The 17,078-nt window shown below is 73.8% G+C and carries 14 protein-coding genes; 11 read left to right on the forward strand and 3 right to left on the reverse strand.

Annotated features, from left to right (window positions below):
• Positions 1-29: 29 nt before the first annotated feature.
• A complete protein-coding gene (locus KME75_RS05035) occupies positions 30-221 on the forward strand; it encodes a ferredoxin (RefSeq protein ID WP_219413342.1) in 192 nt (63 codons plus the stop codon).
• Positions 222-483: 262 nt separating this feature from the next.
• On the forward strand, positions 484-1,653 hold the full coding sequence (locus tag KME75_RS05040) for an MFS transporter (RefSeq protein ID WP_219413343.1): 1,170 nt from the start codon (positions 484-486) through the stop codon (positions 1,651-1,653).
• Positions 1,654-1,724: 71 nt separating this feature from the next.
• On the opposite strand, the gene KME75_RS05045 is transcribed toward KME75_RS05040, so the two are convergent.
• The gene (locus tag KME75_RS05045; RefSeq protein WP_219413344.1) at positions 1,725-2,222 is read right to left on the reverse strand and encodes a CinA family protein; all 498 of its coding nucleotides are present in this window, start codon (positions 2,220-2,222) and stop codon (positions 1,725-1,727) included.
• Between the two features lie 29 nt (positions 2,223-2,251).
• The gene (locus KME75_RS05050) at positions 2,252-3,121 is read right to left on the reverse strand and encodes a DUF72 domain-containing protein (RefSeq protein ID WP_308282561.1); all 870 of its coding nucleotides are present in this window, start codon (positions 3,119-3,121) and stop codon (positions 2,252-2,254) included.
• 36 nt (positions 3,122-3,157) lie between these two features.
• Here KME75_RS05050 and KME75_RS05055 point away from each other — a divergent pair, with 36 nt between their 5' ends.
• A complete protein-coding gene (locus KME75_RS05055) occupies positions 3,158-3,838 on the forward strand; it encodes an SDR family NAD(P)-dependent oxidoreductase (protein ID WP_219413345.1) in 681 nt (226 codons plus the stop codon).
• Entirely contained in the window at positions 3,831-4,652 is an 822-nt protein-coding gene (locus KME75_RS05060; RefSeq protein WP_219413346.1) for a serine hydrolase domain-containing protein, read from the forward strand. Before KME75_RS05055 ends, KME75_RS05060 begins: the two co-directional genes overlap by 8 nt.
• Before the next feature lie 102 nt (positions 4,653-4,754).
• On the opposite strand, the gene KME75_RS05065 is transcribed toward KME75_RS05060, so the two are convergent.
• Complete coding sequence (locus KME75_RS05065) at positions 4,755-5,534, reverse strand: 2-keto-4-pentenoate hydratase (RefSeq protein WP_219413347.1); 780 nt, start codon at positions 5,532-5,534, stop codon at positions 4,755-4,757.
• Positions 5,535-6,103: 569 nt separating this feature from the next.
• On the opposite strand from KME75_RS05065, the gene KME75_RS05070 reads away from it, so the two are divergent.
• From KME75_RS05070 to KME75_RS05100, 7 genes are all read left to right on the forward strand, one after another.
• Positions 6,104-6,364 carry a DUF8836 family protein gene (locus KME75_RS05070; protein WP_219413348.1) on the forward strand — a complete coding sequence of 87 codons (261 nt, stop codon included), beginning with the start codon at positions 6,104-6,106 and terminating at the stop codon, positions 6,362-6,364.
• A gap of 179 nt (positions 6,365-6,543) precedes the next feature.
• Complete coding sequence (hrpA, locus tag KME75_RS05075; protein WP_372452562.1) at positions 6,544-10,539, forward strand: ATP-dependent RNA helicase HrpA; 3,996 nt, start codon at positions 6,544-6,546, stop codon at positions 10,537-10,539.
• Positions 10,540-10,591: 52 nt separating this feature from the next.
• The gene (locus KME75_RS05080) at positions 10,592-12,490 is read left to right on the forward strand and encodes an ATP-binding protein (RefSeq protein ID WP_219413350.1); all 1,899 of its coding nucleotides are present in this window, start codon (positions 10,592-10,594) and stop codon (positions 12,488-12,490) included.
• Positions 12,490-13,473 (forward strand): helix-turn-helix transcriptional regulator, encoded by a 984-nt coding sequence (locus KME75_RS42620; RefSeq protein ID WP_246631481.1) that lies wholly within the window; start codon positions 12,490-12,492, stop codon positions 13,471-13,473. Before KME75_RS05080 ends, KME75_RS42620 begins: the two co-directional genes overlap by 1 nt.
• Before the next feature lie 93 nt (positions 13,474-13,566).
• Positions 13,567-13,956, forward strand: a complete 390-nt coding sequence (locus KME75_RS05090; RefSeq protein WP_219413351.1) for a rhodanese-like domain-containing protein — start codon at positions 13,567-13,569, stop codon at positions 13,954-13,956.
• A 124-nt stretch (positions 13,957-14,080) separates the two neighbouring features.
• Complete coding sequence (locus tag KME75_RS05095) at positions 14,081-15,409, forward strand: M20 family metallopeptidase (protein WP_219413352.1); 1,329 nt, start codon at positions 14,081-14,083, stop codon at positions 15,407-15,409.
• 40 nt (positions 15,410-15,449) lie between these two features.
• A complete protein-coding gene (locus tag KME75_RS05100) occupies positions 15,450-17,015 on the forward strand; it encodes an AbgT family transporter (RefSeq protein WP_219413353.1) in 1,566 nt (521 codons plus the stop codon).
• Positions 17,016-17,078 lie beyond the last annotated feature (63 nt).

Consider the following 17,078-nt stretch of genomic DNA (forward strand, 5'->3'; position numbering starts at 1 on the left):
CGGCGCGCGTCGGGGTGCACGATGGGGGCATGAAGGTCGTGGTCGACTTCGATTTGTGTGAGTCCAACGCCGTTTGCATGGGCATCGCGCCGGAGGTCTTCGAGGTGCGGGAGGACGACTTCCTCTACATCCTCGACGAGAACCCGCCGGAGTCGATGCGCCCGAAGCTGGAGGAGGCCGTGCGGGGCTGCCCCCGTGCGGCGATCCGGCTGGAGGACTGACCCGACGCGCCATCGCGGCGAGCCGGCACGTGGCGCTGGACCAGCGCGCGCACGCACCCACCCGCGTCGACGCGCCCCTACTCCGCCCATGCCCCCCGTCGACGAGGGGCACCGGCCGACACGGGGCGCACGGACCGGAGAACATCAGCGGCGTCGATCACCTCGGCGAACGGGGAGGACATGATCGCAGTGTCGCCATCGCCACTGTGCGCGTCGCCCGATATCCGCCTCCCCGTCGTCGGAGGCGCTTAGCATTGCTCAAATGGCAGGTGCGGTGCGGGCGGCGGTCGGGGCGGTCACGACCACCACGGCCGCGGTGCTCCCGGTCTTCCTCACCGGCGCGCTGACGGTGCAGATCTCCGCCGAGCTGGGCTTCGACACGGCCGGCATCGGGCTCGTGGTCGCGCTCTACTTCGGGATCAGCGCGCTCGCGTCGTTGCCGTGCGGCCGGCTCGTCGAGCGGTTCGGCTCGGGTCCCACCAGCCGGGCCGCGATCGTCGGGGTGGCCGCCACGATGGCCGCGATCGCGCTGTTCGCCGACTCCGCCGCCGTCCTCGTGGCGATCCTGCTGTGCAGCGCGTGGTGCAACGTCCTCGGGCAGCTGTCGTCGAACCTGACGCTCGCGCGGTACGTCCCGGCGGAGCGCCTCGGCCTGTCGTTCGGCATCAAGCAGGCCGCGATCCCGCTGGCCACACTGCTGGCCGGGATCGCGGTGCCCGCCGTCGCCCTGACCGTCGGGTGGCGCTGGGCATACGGCATCGGTGCAGTACTCGCGCTGTGCGCGCTGCTCGTCGCCCCGCCGAACGCACCGGGCAGGCGCCGGGCCGCGGCGGCGCCCGGGGAACGCGCCACCGCGGCGCTGGCCGTGATCGCGGTCGCCGCCGGGCTCGGCGCGGCCGCGGCGAACGCGCTGGGCATCTTCCTCGTCGTCTCGGCCGTGGAACGGGGCATCGCCCCGGGGCTCGCCGGCCTGGTCCTGACGATGGGCAGCGTGGTCGGGCTGACGGTGCGGCTGGTCAGCGGCTGGCTCGCGGACCGGCGCAGCGGCCGGCACGTGGCGGTCGTGGCCGGCAGCCTGCTGCTCGGAGCGGGCGGGCTGGCCCTGCTCGCCGTGCCCGGCACGCCGGCGCTGGTGATCGGCACGATCCTGGGCTTCGGGCTCGGGTGGTCGTGGCCGGGGCTGCTGCAGTTCGCGGTGGTCCGGCTGAACCCGTCGGCGCCCGCTGCGGCGTCGTCGATCGCGCAGATGGGCGTGTACGCGGGCGGTTTCGTCGGGCCGGTCGGGTTCGGGTTCGTCGCCACCCACGGCTCGTTCGCGACGGCATGGCTGGTCGGCGCCGTCACGATGCTCGCGGCGGCGGCGCTGATGGTGGTGGGCAGGCGGATGCTCGTGGCGCACCGGACGGCCAGGACGGCCTCGGCGCCCGCCTGAGCCGCGCCCCGAGTGACCGAAAGGGTGCTCCGGACACACCCCTGGGTCGGCCGGTGGTCCCCGGGGCCCGCTCAGTCGCCGCGCTCCCCGCGCAGCTCCGTCACCAGCATCTCCAGCGCAGCCTCCGCCGCCGCCTCGCAGATCGCGGCCGGGTCGTCGCCGTCGAGCTGCAGGTGCCGCACGCGCTGCTCCGCGCCGTCGTCGACGGCGATGAAGACGGTTCCGGGTTCCTGCCCGTCCTGGGACGACGGCCCGCCGGCGCCGGTCGCGGCGACGGCGACGTCCGCGCCCAGCAGCTTGCGCGCGCCCGCGGCCATCGCCCGCGCCGCATCGGCGCTGACCACCGGGCCCTCGGGCACCCCGAGCACCGCGTGCTTGACCTCGCTGGCGTAGGCCACGAGCGAGCCGCGGAACCACTCGCTCGACGCCTCGGCGGCCGCCAGCGGACTCGCGACCATCCCGCCGGTGAGCGACTCCGCCGCCCCGATCGTGATGCCCCGGTCCCTGGCCAACTCGGCCACCTGCGCCGCGAGGCGGTCGCGCGGGGCCGTCTGCTCGTCCTGGTCCACGCTGGGCTGTACCCCCGACCGGGCGGCGATCAACCGTGCAGCCGCCGCGCGAGGCCGATCGCGTCGAACGGGGCGTGCACCTTGGCGTCATTGTCGAAGTAGACGTACACGTCGCGCCCCTCCGGCCGCGGCGGCGCGGCGGCGGCGACGGTGTGCTCGCCGGTGGGCGCCTCCTCGGCCCGCCATGCCCGCACCTTCGCCGCCCACGCGTCGAGCCCCTCGGGCGTGTAGCCGCTGGTGTAGAGCTCGGCGTCGCCGTGCAGGCGGACGTAGACGAAGTCGCTGGTCACGTCCTCCAGGTGCGGCCAGGTGCCGGCGGTGTCCGCGACGACCAGCGCCACGTCGTGCTCCCGCAACAGCTCGACGAACGCCGCGGTGCAGAAGCTGGGGTGGCGCACCTCGAGGGCGTGCCGCAGCGGGCGGTCCGCGTCGGTGGCGGTGTACGCCCGACCGTCGAGACGTTCGTCGTGGCCGGTCGCGAGCTCGGCGGCAGCGCCGGTGCTGCGCGGCAGCATCGCGAGGAACCCCCCGATCCGCGCCGGGTCGAACCGCAGGCGCGGCGGGAGCTGCCACAGCAGCGGACCGAGCTTCGGCCCGAGCGCGAGGACCCCGGAGGCGAGGAAGTTGGCCAGCGGTGTCCCCACGTCGCGCAGCTGCTTGAGATGGGTGATGAAGCGGCCGCCCTTGACGGCGAACAGGAAGTCGTCGGGCGTCTCCGCGGCCCACGCCCGGTAGCTCTCCGGCCGCTGGAGCGAGTAGAAGGAACCGTTGATCTCGATGCTGGTGACCTGCCGCGACAGGTGTTCCAGCTCCCGCCGCTGCGCCAGCCCGGGCGGGTAGAACGTGCCGCGCCACGGCGGGTAGCGCCAGCCCGATGTCCCGACCCACGCCCGTGCCACTGCGCGAGCATCGCACCGGAGAGGCAGGATGGCCGGGTGGACGCAGTGATCGTGACGGGCGCGGCCGGCGCCCTCGGCCACGCCGTGGTGGCGGACTTCCGGGAGGCGGGCCGGCCCGTGGTGGCGTTGGACCTGCCCGGTGACCGGCTCTCCGCGCTCGCCGACCAGGACGGGGTGCACGCCGTGCCCGTCGACCTCGCCCGCCGGGCTGCGGTGCACGCGGCGTTCGCCGAGATCGACGCCCTGCCGGTGACCCCGACCGCACTCGTCGGGCTGGCCGGCGGCTTCACGCCCGGGAAGCTCGCCGACGTCGACGAGGAGCAGCTCGACGCGCTCTGGCGCTCCAACTTCGGCTCCGCCCTGTGGACGGCGCAGGCGGCCGCCCCGCGGCTGGCCGCGGCAGGCGGCGGCGCGATCGTCACCGTCGGGTCGAAGACGGCGGTAACGGGCCCGGCCCCGGTCGCACACGCCACGAGCAAGGCCGCTGTCGTCCGGCTCACCGCGCTGCTGGCCGACGAGCTGCGCGCGGAGAGGATCCGGGTCAACGCTGTGCTGCCGTCCACGATCGACACGCCGGCGAACCGCAGCTGGATGTCACCGGAGCAGGCCGCCCGCGCCGTCGCCCCGGCGGCGATCGCCAAGGTGATCGCGTTTCTCTGCGGCCCGGACGCCGCCCCGATCAGCGGCGCGACGATCCCGGTGTACGGCGATGCTTGACCTGCGAGCCGCCGCAGGAGCGGTACTGGACTGGCCGGTCGGGCACGCCGCATCCGCCGTCGTGGCGGCCGACGGCACCGTACTCGCCACCGCGGGCGAGCCGGACCGGGTGTTCCGGCTGGCGTCGGTGACCAAGCCGCTCGCGGCCTACGCGCTGCTCGTCGCGGTGGAGGAGGGCGCCGTCGAATGGGACACCCCGGCGGGCCCGGAGGGATCCACCGTCCGCCACCTCGCGGCGCATACCTCGGGCCTGTCGTTCTCCGACGGGGTCGTGCAGGCCCAGCCCGGCGCGAAGCGGATCTACTCCAACGTCGGGTTCGAGGTGCTCGGCGAGACGGTCGCCGCCGCGGCCGGCATGCCCTTCGCGCAGTACCTCCACGAGGCCGTGCTCGTCCCGCTGGGGATGGAGGCCACCCGCCTCGAGGGCTCCCCCGCCGCCGCCGCCGTCTCCACCTGCGCCGACCTGGCCCGGTTCGCCGCCGAGCTGCAGGCGCCCACCCTCGTGCACCGGAACACCCTCGACGAGGCCACCACGGTCGCCTTCCCGGGCGTCGACGGCATCCTCCCCGGCTACGGGCGGCAGAAGCCGAACGATTGGGGCCTCGGGTTCGAGATCCGCGACGGCAAGTCCCCGCACTGGACCGGCGAGCACAGCTCACTGCGGACGTTCGGGCACTTCGGCCAGTCCGGGACGTTCCTGTGGGTCGACCCCGACGCCGGCGCGGCCTGCGTGGTGCTGACGGACCGCGATTTCGGTCCCTGGGCGATAGAGGCGTGGCCGGCGTTCACCGACGGGGTACTGGCGGCGCTGTAGCCCCGATGCGGCGCGGTCCGGAGTGGCAGCAAGGTGGCGATACTGCCACTGGGCGACAGCATCGCCACCTTGCTCGCACCGGGCCGGGGCCACAGCGGCGGCTCACCTGGCGGCGGTGTCCCCCGCGGTGAAGCGCGCCTCCAACGTGCCCAGCGCGCCGAAGTCCGCGACCACCGTGTCGCCCGGGGCGAACGGTGTCGGGCCGACGAGTGCGCCGCTCAGCACCAGGTCGCCCGCCTCGAGCCGCTCGCCCCGCCGGTGCAGGTCGGCGCACAGCAAGGCGACGGCCCGGGCCGGGTCCCCGAGCACGTTGCCCGCGTCGCCGGTGACCGTCGCGTCCCCGATCCGCGCGGTGACCCGCAGCCCGGGCAGGTCGGGGGCGGCCGGGTCGGCCTCGGCGCCGAGGATCACGCCCGCCGCGCTCACGTCGTCGGCGACCAGCGCGCCGACGCTCGCCGGCCCGCCCTCCCACCTGCTGTCGACGACCTCGAGCGCGAGGGCGAGGTGCTTCGTGGCCGCCAGCACGTCCGACGGCGTCAGGTCTGCGCCCTGCAGCGGCGCGGCCAGCACGAACGCGACCTCCACCTCCACCCGTGGCGCCACGAGCCCCGCGCAGTCGAACGGGGCACCGGCCGGCACGACCGTCGACGCCATCAGGTAGCCGGCGACCGGCTCCTCCGCCCCGATCGCCTGCTGCGCCGCCGCCGACGTCACCCCCACCTTCCGACCGGCGAGCCGGTCGCCCGCGGCGATCCGCAGCGCGCGCCCGGCGTCCTGGACGCCGTGCCCGGTCTCGATGTCGAACTCCGCGGCCTCGGTCCTGTCGAGCCGGGTGCCGTCGGTCTGGGCGGCCCGCAGCCGCTCCGCAAGGTCGTCGATCACGGCTCGACCCTAGGGCGTGTCTGGCGGACCGTGGATCGCGCTCTCGGCGCCCAGATCACCGAGCCCATCGACCCAGATCCACCAGACACGCCCTGGGCCGCGCCCGGGAATGAACCCGTCGCTTCCCCCGTTGAAGCGGCTGTCCGAGCCGGGCGACCTGTGTCCCCGGGTCTCACATGACAAGCGCCGCCGCGGACGATCGTTCGGCTGAAACCGCGGTGTGCCACTCGCCGCGAGGCGACCAGCGCCCGGTTCGGACAACTGCCTCTCGGTCCCGGGAACAATCCGCGGGGCCGGGGGGTTGGAAGGACTGTCCGAGCCGGGCGACCTGTGTCCCCGGGTCTCAATTACAAGAGCCGCCGCGGAATACCGTTCGGCTGGAGCTGCGGTGTGCCACTCGCCGCGAGGCGACCAGCGCCCGGCTCGGATACCCTCACCGACCTGCTGCGTCCGGCGCCTTCCCACCGCCGTCCGACGTGGCCGCCCGGGCGGCGCTGTTCCCGACAGCGCCGCCCCCACCACCCCCATCACTTCCACAGAGCACCCGAGGCACGAGGACGGCCACAGCCATGAAGGGCGACCGAGTCGAGATCGTCATCGACGCCGGCAGCGGCACCACCCGCACCTACGAGATCACCGCCACCCGCGCCGGGCGGCGCGTGGGCATCACGCACTCGCGCGGCGTCGTCGAGGTCAGCGAGACCACCCGTGGCGGCAGCACCGTGCGGACGGCCCGCTTCCTCGCCAACCGGGTGCTGGCCCTCGTCGAGCACCCGGCGGCCGACGACGCGGTCGCCGACGAGATCACACCCACCCTGCGGTCGGTCTGACCGCCGTTCCCAGGCAGACTGGTCGGACGATGTCCTCTCCCGCGGCCCGAGCCACTGACACGCGCCCCGCGCCGGCCGACCCGTCCACCGTCCCTGCCCGGGACGGCCGCGGCGACCCCGGCGGACAGCGAGGCTCCCGCAAGCCGCGGCGCCGCAGGCCGCGATCGCGCCAGGCGGAGGTGCCGGGCGCCCGCGAGGACGAGGCCCCGCTCCCGTCGTTCGCCGGTGCCGACGCCGACGTCGCCGAGCTGGCACAGCGCCTTCCGCACCTGCCGCTGCGCGACGAGCACCGGCTCGCCCGCCGCCTCGACACCGCCCGCCGCACCCGCGACGGCGCCGCGCGCGGCAAGGCCCTCGCGAGCATCGCCGCCGCCGCCGACACCGGCGAGCGGCGCGTCGCCGCGCGGCGCGCCGCCGTCCCCGCGATCTCCTACCCCGAGGCGCTGCCCGTCAGCGCCAGGCGCGAGGACATCGCCGCCGCGATCCGCGACCACCAGGTCGTGATCGTCGCCGGCGAGACCGGCTCCGGTAAGACCACGCAGATCCCCAAGATCTGCCTCGAGCTGGGCCGTGGCGTCCGCGGCACCATCGGGCACACCCAGCCGCGGCGGCTCGCCGCCCGCACCGTGGCGTCCCGCATCGCCGACGAGCTCGGCACGGAGCTGGGCGACGTCGTGGGCTGGAAGGTCCGATTCACCGACCAGGTCGGCGACAACACACTGGTCAAGCTGATGACCGACGGCATCCTGCTCGCCGAGCTCACCGGCGACCGGATGCTGCGCCAGTACGACACGCTGATCATCGACGAGGCCCACGAGCGCAGCCTCAACATCGACTTCATCCTTGGTTACCTCACCCGGCTGCTGCCGAAGCGCCCCGATCTCAAGGTCGTCATCACCTCGGCGACGATCGACCCCGAGCGGTTCGCCGACCACTTCGCGCACGCCCTGGGCACCCCGGTGCCGATCGTCGAGGTCTCCGGGCGCAGCTACCCGGTGGAGATCCGCTACCGGCCGATTGTCGATCTCGACGACCCGGACCACGACCCCGACCGCGACCAGCTCGACGCCATCGGCGACGCCGTGGCCGAGCTGCAGCGCGAGGGCGACGGCGACATCCTCGTGTTCCTCCCCGGCGAGCGCGAGATCCGCGACACCGCCGACGCATTGACCAAACGGAATTTCCCCCGCACGGAGGTACTGCCGCTCTACGCGCGGCTGTCCACGGCCGAGCAGCAGCGGGTGTTCGCCCCACATCCGGGTCGCCGGGTGGTGCTGGCCACCAACGTCGCCGAAACGTCGCTGACCGTGCCCGGCATCCGCTACGTCGTCGACCCGGGCACCGCGCGCATCTCCCGCTACTCGCGGCGGCTGAAGGTGCAGCGGCTGCCGATCGAGAAGGTCTCGCAGGCCAGTGCCAACCAGCGGGCGGGCCGGTGCGGCCGCGTCGCCGACGGCATCTGCATCCGCCTCTACAGCGAGGACGACTTCGACGCGCGCCCGGAGTTCACCGACCCCGAGATCCTGCGCACCAACCTGGCGTCGGTCATCCTGCAGATGATCTCCCTCGACCTCGGCGAGCTCACCGAGTTCCCGTTCGTCGAGCGGCCGGACGCCCGCGCCGTCGGCGACGGCCTCGCGCTGCTGCAGGAGCTGGGAGCGCTCGAGGGCAAGCACCGGCTCACGGCCGTCGGCCGCGCGCTCGCGTCGCTGCCCGTCGACCCGCGGCTGGGCCGCATGCTCGTGGAGGCCGACCGCACCGGCTGCCTGCGCGAGGTGCTCGTGATCACGGCCGCGCTGAGCGTCCAGGACCCGCGGGAGCGGCCCACGGAGCAACGCCAGGCCGCGGACGAGAAGCACGCGCGGTTCGCCGAGGACGGTTCCGACTTCCTCGCGTTCCTCAACCTATGGCGCTACGTCGGCGAGCAGCGCGAGGCGCTCACCGGCAACAGGTTCCGCCGGCTGCTGCGCGAGGAGTTCCTGCACTACCTGCGCATCCGCGAGTGGCAGGACCTGCACGCCCAGCTGCGCCAGGCTGCCCGCAACGCCGGAATGACGCCCAACGATTCCGATGCTCCTTCCACCCGCCCCGCCGGCTCCGCAGGCTCCGCCGGCTTCCATCCCCCGCAAGCCGACCGGGTCCACCAGGCGGTGCTGTCGGGTCTGCTGTCCCAGGTCGGGCTGCGTGAGGCCGAGACGCGCGAGTACCTCGGCGCGCGGGGCGCGAAGTTCATGATCTTCCCCGGCTCGGCGCTCGCGAAGAAGCAGCCGCGCTGGGTGATGGCCGGCGAGCTGGTGGAGACCTCGCGGCTGTTCGCCCGCACCGTCGCCCGGATCAAGCCGGAGTGGATCGAGCCACTGGCCGGGCACCTGGTCAAGCGGACGTACTCCGAGCCGCACTGGTCGCGCAAGCGCGCCGCCGCCGTCGCGGTCGAGCGCGTGACGCTGCACGGGATCCCGATCGTCGTGGGCCGCAACGTCGACTACGGGCGGATCGACCCGGAGACCTCCCGTGAGCTGTTCATCCGGCACGCGCTCGTCGAGGGCGACTGGGAGACCCGCCACCGGTTCTTCCACGCCAACCGCGAGCTGCTGGAGGACGTCGAGGAGCTGGAGCACCGCGCCCGGCGCCGCGACCTGGTGGTCGACGAGGAGACGCTGGTCGCGTTCTACGAGGAACGGATCCCGGCCGACGTCGTCTCCGGGCGGCACTTCGACTCGTGGTGGAAGAAGACCTCCCGCAAGCACCCGGACCTGCTCGACTTCACCGAGGAGATGGTCCGCACCGCGCAGGCCGCCGAGGTGAGCCGGGAGTCCTACCCCGACCACGTCGAGGCGGGCGGACTGACGCTGCCGCTGTCGTACGCGTTCGAGCCGGGCGCGCGCACCGACGGCGTCACGGTGGACGTCCCGGTCGCCGCGCTGCACCAGATCGACCCCACCCCGTTCACGTGGCAGGTGCCGGGGCTGCGCGAGGAGCTCGTCACCGCGCTGATCCGCACGCTGCCCAAGCAGCTGCGCCGGTTGTTCTCCCCCGCCCCCGACCACGCCCGCGCCGTGCTCACCCGTATGCGGGCCGGGGACGAGCCGCTGCTCGACGGGCTGGAGCGCGAGCTGGGCCGGATGCGCGGCGTCGACATCCCGCGCGAGGCGTGGGAGCTCGACCGGCTGCCCGAGCACCTCACCGTCACGTTCCGGGTGGTGGACGAGGCCGGCCGCGAGGTCGCCACCGGCACCGACCTGGAGGTGCTGCGCCGCAGGCTCGCCCCGAAGGTGCGCGAGGAGCTGGCCGCCGCGGGCGTCGACATCGAACGCACCGGGCTCGCCACCTGGTCGATCGACACGCTCCCCCGCGAGCACAACGTGCGGCGCGGCAGCCACGTCGTCACCGGCTACCCCGGGTTGATCGACCGCGGATCGAGCGCGGACGTCCGCGTGTTTCCGACGGCCACCGAGCGCGACCCGGCGCACCACCGCGGGGTCCGGCGGCTCCTGCTGCTCGGCACGCCGTCCCCACAGAAGCAGGTGCAGCGCGGCCTGGACAACGCCGCCAAGCTGGCGCTGTCGCGCAACCCGCACGGCTCGGTGGCCGCGCTGCTCGACGACTGCGTCACCTCGGCGGCCGACGCCCTGATTGCCGCGGCCGGCGGGCCGGCCTGGGACGAGCGGTCCTACGCCCGGCTGCGCAGGCTCTTCGCCGAGCGGCTGGCGTCCACCACGCTGCAGGTGCTGCAGGCCGTGCGCGGTGTGCTCACCGTGTGGCACCGCGTGCAGGCCCTGCTCAGCGATACGCGGGCACCGGCGTTCCGCGCGGGCGTCGCCGACATCACCGCGCAGGTGGACGCGCTCGTCGGCCCCGGGTTCGCGGCGGCGGCGGGTGCGAAGCGGCTGGCCGACGTGGCGCGGTACCTGGAGGCCGTGGAGCGGCGGATCGAGAAGCTGCGCGTCGACCCGGCCCGCGACGCGGCCTGGACGGCCGAGGTGGGCGTGGTGGCCGACGAGTACGCGGCCGAGCTGGCCGCGCTCCCTCCGGGCGTGGAACCGTCGCCCGCTCTGCAGGAGATCCGCTGGATGATCGAGGAGCTGCGGGTGGGCCTGTACGCGCACCCGATGCGCACCCGGTACCCGGTGTCGATCAAGCGGATCCAGCGGGCGATCGACGAGCTGCCGCGGTAGTACAGGCGTCGATCAGGGTGGCGCCCGGCCCGCCCAGGCCTAGACTTCACCCGTGCTCACGCGGTCGCCGCTGGTCGGCCGGACGCTCGAGCGGGCGGGGCTGGAAGCCGCACTCGCGGACTGCCGGCGCGGCTGCGGTGGCCTGGTCCTGGTCAGCGGGGACGCCGGTGTGGGCAAGAGCCGGCTCGTCGCCGAGACACTCGCCGACTGGGCCGGATGTGTCCTCCGCGGCGCCGCCTCGGCCGGTGCGGGCGCCTACGCCCCGGTCGCAGAGGTCCTCCGCGCCGTGTCCGACCAGTTCGGCGATGCCGCGCTCGCCGACCACGCCAGGGCGCTGCTGCCCGAGCTGGCGACAGCGGGAAGCAGCGTCGATCGCCCGGCCCTGGTCGCGGCCGTCCGACGCACCCTGCGCGACATCGCGCGGCAGCAGCCGGCGGTGGTCGTGCTGGAGGACCTCCACTGGGCCAGTGCCGCCACCGCCGAGCTGGTGCCCGTACTCGCGTCCTCGCTGGCGGACGAGCCGGTGCTGCTGCTGGCCACTTACCGCAGTGAGGAGCTGCCGCGCGCGCACCCCGTCCGCCGGATGCGGACCGAGCTGCGGCGCAACGGCGGTTTCCATGAGTTCGCGCTCGCCCCGCTCACCGCCGAGGAGACGGGTGCGCTGCTCGCCGGGCTCGTCGATGGAACTCCCTCCGCAGGCTTCGTCGCGGCGGTGCACGACAGGGCGGCGGGGCTGCCGTTCTTCGTCGAGGAGCTCGTTGCCGCCCTGGTCGAGGCGGGCGCCCTGCGTGAGCGCGACGGCACGCTCGACCTCGACGACGCCGCCGTACTGCCGCTGCCCGACAGCGTGCTGGACGCGGTGCTGGTCCGCACGGCAGCCCTTCGACGCCGGCACGGCTCGGCGGTGGAGCTCGCCGCCGTGCTGGGTGTGCGGGTCGATCTCCCCGTGCTCGCCGATCTCGTCCCGCCGTCGGATGTCGACGAGCTGCTCGACGCCGGATTGCTCAGCGAACGGACGGCCTGCTCGGCGGTGTTTCGGCACGCGCTCGTCCGGGACGCGCTGTACCGCACCGTCCCCTGGGCGCGGCGGCGCGGTCATCACCGGCTGGTCGCCGAGCACCTCACCGCGCGCGGCGCGCCGCCCGAAGTGATCGCGGAGCACTGGTTGGCCGCACGCGAACCCGAGCGGGCGCGACCGCTGCTGCTCGCGGCCGCCGAACGCTGCTGCGCCGTGCACGCCTACCGGGACGCCGCCGTCCTGGCCCAGCGGGCGCTCGCCATCTGGCCCGACGACGCCGAGCCGGACGAGCGAACGACGGTGCTCGAGTGTCTCGCGGACTGCGCCGAGCTGGGCGGGGAACTCGAGTCGGCCGTGGAGACCTGGACCACGGTCGCCCGGATCCGCCGGTCCGGTGGCGACATGGAGCGTGCCGGTCGGGCGCAGCGACGACTCGCCAATGCCGCCGAGCTGCTCGGTGATCTGCCGGAAGCGGTCACGGCGCGGGAGGCGGCGGCCGAGGCGTTCGCGGCGGCGGGACTGCGCGGTGACGCAGCGGCCGAACGCCTCACGCTGGCCGAGCAGCTGAAAGCCGCGGCGCACCTGTCGAAGGCATTGGAACAGGCCGTGGCCGCGACCGACGATGCCGCGGCGGCGGGCCGTACCGACGTCCAGGCACACGCCCTTGCCCTGCAGGCGCCATTCGCGCCGCGCTCGGAGACGGGCGCCGTGGGGTGGAACTCGCCCGGTCCGGACTCGAGCTCGCCCTGGCACGGCAGCTCACCGAAGTCGCCGGGGAGGCCTACTACGAGCTGGGCGAAGCCCTGGAGTACGCGGCCGACTACGCGGCGGCGGCCGACGCGTACGGCTCGGCCGTCGAGCTGTGCCGTACGCACGGTTTCACCGAGCTGGCGCAGGCGTGTTTCGTGTGCACGTCTCCGGTGGTGCGACTGATGGGGGACTGGGACCGGGCGCTCGCGATCTGCAGCGAGGTCCTCGACGACGATCGGTCCTCGCCCCTGCACCGGATGGTCGCGCATGAGGAGTCGGGGTTGATAGGCGCACTTCGCGGCGACCGGCGGCGCGCTCGGGCGCCGCTGCGACATGCCGCCGCGTTCGGCCGCAGCAACGAGATCTTCGGCCTCGAGGTGGGCGCGACATGGGGCATGGCGATGGCCGCCGTCCTCGACGGTGACGAGGCGGGGGCGCGGCACGCTGTTTCGACGATGGTGGAGCGCTGCCTCGCGAAGGAGGAATGGCACTACGCGCTGCCCGCCCTTCGCTGGGCTGCGACGTATCTCGCCGAGCGCGGCGACCGCGAAGGCGTGGCGCGCTGCCACCGCCTGCTCGCGGGCGCGGCCACGCAGAACAGCACCGCCAAGGTGCTGTCGGCCCTCGCCCACGCGAGCGGCGAGCTGGGCGCGGCGTACGGCGACCCCGCGCAGGCGTCGACCCAGTTCGGCCGGGCGGTGGACCTGCTGCACGGCATCACTGCACCGTTCGAGCGGGGGCTCTCCCAACTGCGCCGGGGCACGGCGTTGGCCGTGCAGGGGGACCGGAGCGCGGCGATCGAGACCATCACCAGCGCGTACCGGACGGCGCGGCACCTCGGGGCCAAGCCGCTCATGCGCAGCTGCGCGACCGCACTCGCACAGATGGGCGAGCAGGTCGACCGGCGGCTGGGACGTCTCGCCGCCCGGTCGCTCGACCCCGCCGGCCTCACCCGCCGGGAGCGGGAGGTGCTGCGCCTGCTGGCAGGCGGGCGGACCAACCGCCAGATCGCCCAGGAACTGTTCCTCAGCACCCGCACCGTCGACATGCACGTGCGTAACCTCCTCGGGAAGCTCGGCTGCTCGTCACGGGTGGTGGGCGCTCGGCGCGCAGCCGAGCTCGGTCTGATCGATCTCCCCGCGCGACCGCCGGAAGTACGGCAATAGCGGCCGGAGAACACGGCACGATGGCGGATGTTGCGCGTCGGCCGTCGGGCCACGCTCGGTTCTCCCATCGAGGACCGAGCCACTGGAGGAACGATGGCCACCACAGCCGCCCAGCTCGTCGCCGACGCGAAGTCCCGGGTCGAGAACCTCACTCCCGATCAGGTGGCCGAGGAACACGCGCGTGCTGCGGTCCTCGTCGACCTGCGCGAGCCGGCGGAGCTGGCGAACGACGGCATGATCGACGGCGCGGTCCATGCCCCCCGGGGGATGCTGGAGTTCTGGGCGGACCCCAGCAGCCCCTATCACCGCTCCGAGTTCGACCCCACTCGGCGCACCATCCTCTACTGCGCGTCCGGCGGCCGCTCGGCGCTGGCCGCGGCCGTTCTCGCGCAGTTCGGGTACACCGACGTCGCCCACCTCGACGGCGGCATCAAGGCCTGGAAGCAGGCCGGGCGACCGGTCGTCCCTCCGGAGACCGAATGAGGTGGCCTGACCCCGCCGCGCGTGCCAGCAAGGTGGCGATACTGCCGTCCAATGGCAGTATCGCCACCTTGCTGCCGTCCGGACCGGGTGCTTCCCGGCCCGGATCGGGTTAGGGTCCCGGATCATGCGCGACCCCGACGCGACCCGGCCGTCGCCCCCCGACGACAGCTTCCTCCGCTCCCTCACCGCCACCACGGCCCGCGCAGTGCGGCAGGCGGAGCCCGTCGGGTCGGCGCACCGCGGGGCGCCGGAGGAGCTGCGGGCCGCCGTGCAGCAGCGCGTCACCGAGCACGGCGACGAGCTGGTGGAGCTCAGCCACGACCTGCACGCGCACCCCGAGGAGGCGTTCGCCGAGCACCGGTCGGTGCGGACGGTCGTGGAGCTCCTGGAGCGGCACGGGCACTCCGCGCAGGTCGGCGTCGGCGGGCTGGAGACGTCGCTGATCGCCGGCAGCGGCTCCGGCGGGCCGCACATCGCGGTGCTCGCCGAGTACGACGCGCTGCCGGGGATCGGCCACGGCTGCGGCCACAACATCATCTGTTCCACCGCGGTCGGTGCGTTCCTGGCGGCCGCCGACGTGCCGGAGCGGGTGGGCGGCCGGGTGTCGCTCATCGGCACCCCCGCCGAGGAGGGCGGCGGCGGCAAGGAGACGATGGCGCGGGCGGGCGTCTTCGACGACGTCGACGCGGTGATCATGCTGCACCCGTTCACCCACGACATCGCCCTGCATCCGTTCCTGGGTCGCCGTCAGCTCGAGATGGTGTTCCACGGGGTCGCCGCGCACGCGTCCGCCCAGCCGTTCATGGGCCGCAACGCGCTCGACGCGGCCGTCGCCGCCTACCAGGGCGTCGCGGCGCTGCGCCAGCACTTGCCCGGCAGCGACCGGGTGCACGGGATCTTCACCGACGGCGGGGCCCGTCCGAACGTCGTGCCCGAGCGGGCTGCGCTGCTGTTCTACCTCCGCTCCGCCGACCCCGCGACGCTGCGCGACCTCGCCGACCGGACGGCCGACATCGCCCGCGGCGCCGCCGCGATGCACGGCTGCACCGTTGAACTGCACTGGGACCGGCAGCCGCCCTACCTACCGATCCGCTTCAACACCGCCCTCGCCGGGCGCTGGGCGGTCAACCAGGAGCCCTGCGGGCGCACGCCGCTGCCGCTCGGGGTGGTGCCCGAGTTCCTCACCGGCTCCACCGACCTGGGCAACCTCAGCTACCGGATGCCCGCCATCCATCCCATGATCGCGGTGTCCGAGCCCACCGAGGCGCTGCACACCGTCGAGTTCGCCGCGGCGTCGGCGTCGCCCGCCGGTGACCGCGCGGTCCGGGACGGGACGCTCGGCCTGGCCCTCACCGCCGCCGACTACCTGGCCGACGCCGACCTGCGGGCCGCGGTGCACGCGGAGTTCGACGCGGCGGGCGGCCCGCTCGACGTCCCCCGGTTCTTCGACTGAACGTACGACCCACCGCTCGCCGGATGCCTGGAGGTCGCCCGTGACCACGACCAGCTCAACCGACCGCAACCGGCTCGATCGGGTGCTCGACTGGATCGAGCGGGTCGGCAACCGGCTTCCGGAGCCGTTCATCCTCTTCGCCCTGCTCACCCTCGTGGTGGCCGTGCTGTCCACGGTGATGGCGGCGTTCGGGGTGAGCGTGCAGATCCCCGGCGAGAGCGAGGTCACGGCGATCCGCGGTGCGTTCACCGCGGAAGGCACGCAGTTCTTCTTCACGGGCCTCGCCGAGAACTTCATCGGCTTCCCGCCGCTGCAGACCGTCGTCACGATCATGCTCGCGGTCGGTCTCGCGGAACGGACGGGCATGCTGACCGCGCTCATCCGGCTGGCGTTCGCGAACGCGCCGCGGTCGCTGCTGCCCTACGCGGTCGGTTTCATCGGGGTGAGCGGCAACATCATGGCCGACTCCGCGTTCATCATCATCCCGCCGCTGGCAGCCATCGTGTTCAAGGCGGCCGGCAGGCACCCGGTGGCGGGCCTGATCGGTGGCTTCGCGGCCGCGGGCGCGGGCTACTCGACGTCGTTGCTCGTCACCAGCCTCGACGCGCTGTTCGCGGGGATCACCAACAGCGTCGCCGCGACACTGCCCGACGCGGGCACGCCGGTGACCGCCGTGTCGAACTACTTCTTCAACATCGTCTCGGCGGTGGTGCTCAGCCTCCTCGCCGGGTTCATCATCGCGAAGGTGGTGGAACCCGGACTGGTCCGGGCCGGGTTCCCGGCCGAGGAGGTCGAGCGCGACGACGACGGTGACGGCGAGCAGATACGCGCCGAGGTGACGCCCGCCGAGCGCCGGGGGCTCCGGGTGGCCGGTGTGGTGCTGCTCGTGCTGACCGCTGCGATCCTGGCACTGGCGCTGGTGCCCGGCTCGCCGTTGCGCAACGAGACCGGTGGCTACCTGCCGTCGTCGCCGCTGCTGAGCTCGGTCGTCACGCTGGTGTTCCTCGCGTTCTTCTGCCCCGCCCTGGCCTACGGGATCGCGGCGGGCACGATCCGCAGCGGCGCCGACGTGCCGATGCTGATGGGGCGGGCGCTGAAAGGGCTGTCCGGCTTCATCGTGCTGGCGTTCATCCTCGGCCAGTTCATCGCGCTGTTCAGCTGGACGAACATCGGGGCGTGGCTCGCGGTGACCGGCGCCCGGCTGCTGGAGAACATCGGCCTCACCGGCTACCCGGCGATCCTCGGGTTCATCGTGCTCGCCTCGATGCTCAACCTCTTCATCGTGTCCGGGTCGAGCCTGTGGACCCTGATGGCGAGCGTGTTCGTGCCGCTGTTCCTCCTGCTGGGCTACGAACCCGGGTTCACCCAGGCGGCGTTCCGGGTCGGCGACGCCGCCACCCAGGTGATGACCCCGCTCAACCCGTACATGATCGTGTTGCTGACGTTCGTGCGGCGCTACCAGCCCTCGGCGGGTCTCGGCACCGTGATCGCGAAGATGGTGCCGTTCGTGGTGCCGTTCTGGCTGGCCTGGGCGTTGATCCTCACGGTGTTCTACGCATTCGGGCTGCCGCTCGGCCCGGGCATGGACATCCGCGTCGGCCCCTGACCGAGGGGAATCCACACGGCACACACCGGGTACGGTCCGCACACACCGCCGGCGCCGTGTGCG

Source organism: Pseudonocardia nigra, assembly GCF_019396355.1.
In the GTDB taxonomy this organism is placed as follows: domain Bacteria; phylum Actinomycetota; class Actinomycetes; order Mycobacteriales; family Pseudonocardiaceae; genus Pseudonocardia; species Pseudonocardia nigra.

What these genes read in the sequence shown, in the direction of transcription:
- KME75_RS05035 (WP_219413342.1), top strand. Translation starts at nt 30, where the DNA reads ATGAAGGTCGTGGTCGACTTCGATTTGTGTGAGTCCAACGCCGTTTGC.
- KME75_RS05040 (WP_219413343.1), top strand. Translation starts at nt 484, where the DNA reads ATGGCAGGTGCGGTGCGGGCGGCGGTCGGGGCGGTCACGACCACCACG.
- KME75_RS05060 (WP_219413346.1), top strand. Translation starts at nt 3,831, where the DNA reads ATGCTTGACCTGCGAGCCGCCGCAGGAGCGGTACTGGACTGGCCGGTC.
- KME75_RS05070 (WP_219413348.1), top strand. Translation starts at nt 6,104, where the DNA reads ATGAAGGGCGACCGAGTCGAGATCGTCATCGACGCCGGCAGCGGCACC.
- KME75_RS42620 (WP_246631481.1), top strand. Translation starts at nt 12,490, where the DNA reads ATGGGGGACTGGGACCGGGCGCTCGCGATCTGCAGCGAGGTCCTCGAC.
- KME75_RS05090 (WP_219413351.1), top strand. Translation starts at nt 13,567, where the DNA reads ATGGCCACCACAGCCGCCCAGCTCGTCGCCGACGCGAAGTCCCGGGTC.
- KME75_RS05095 (WP_219413352.1), top strand. Translation starts at nt 14,081, where the DNA reads ATGCGCGACCCCGACGCGACCCGGCCGTCGCCCCCCGACGACAGCTTC.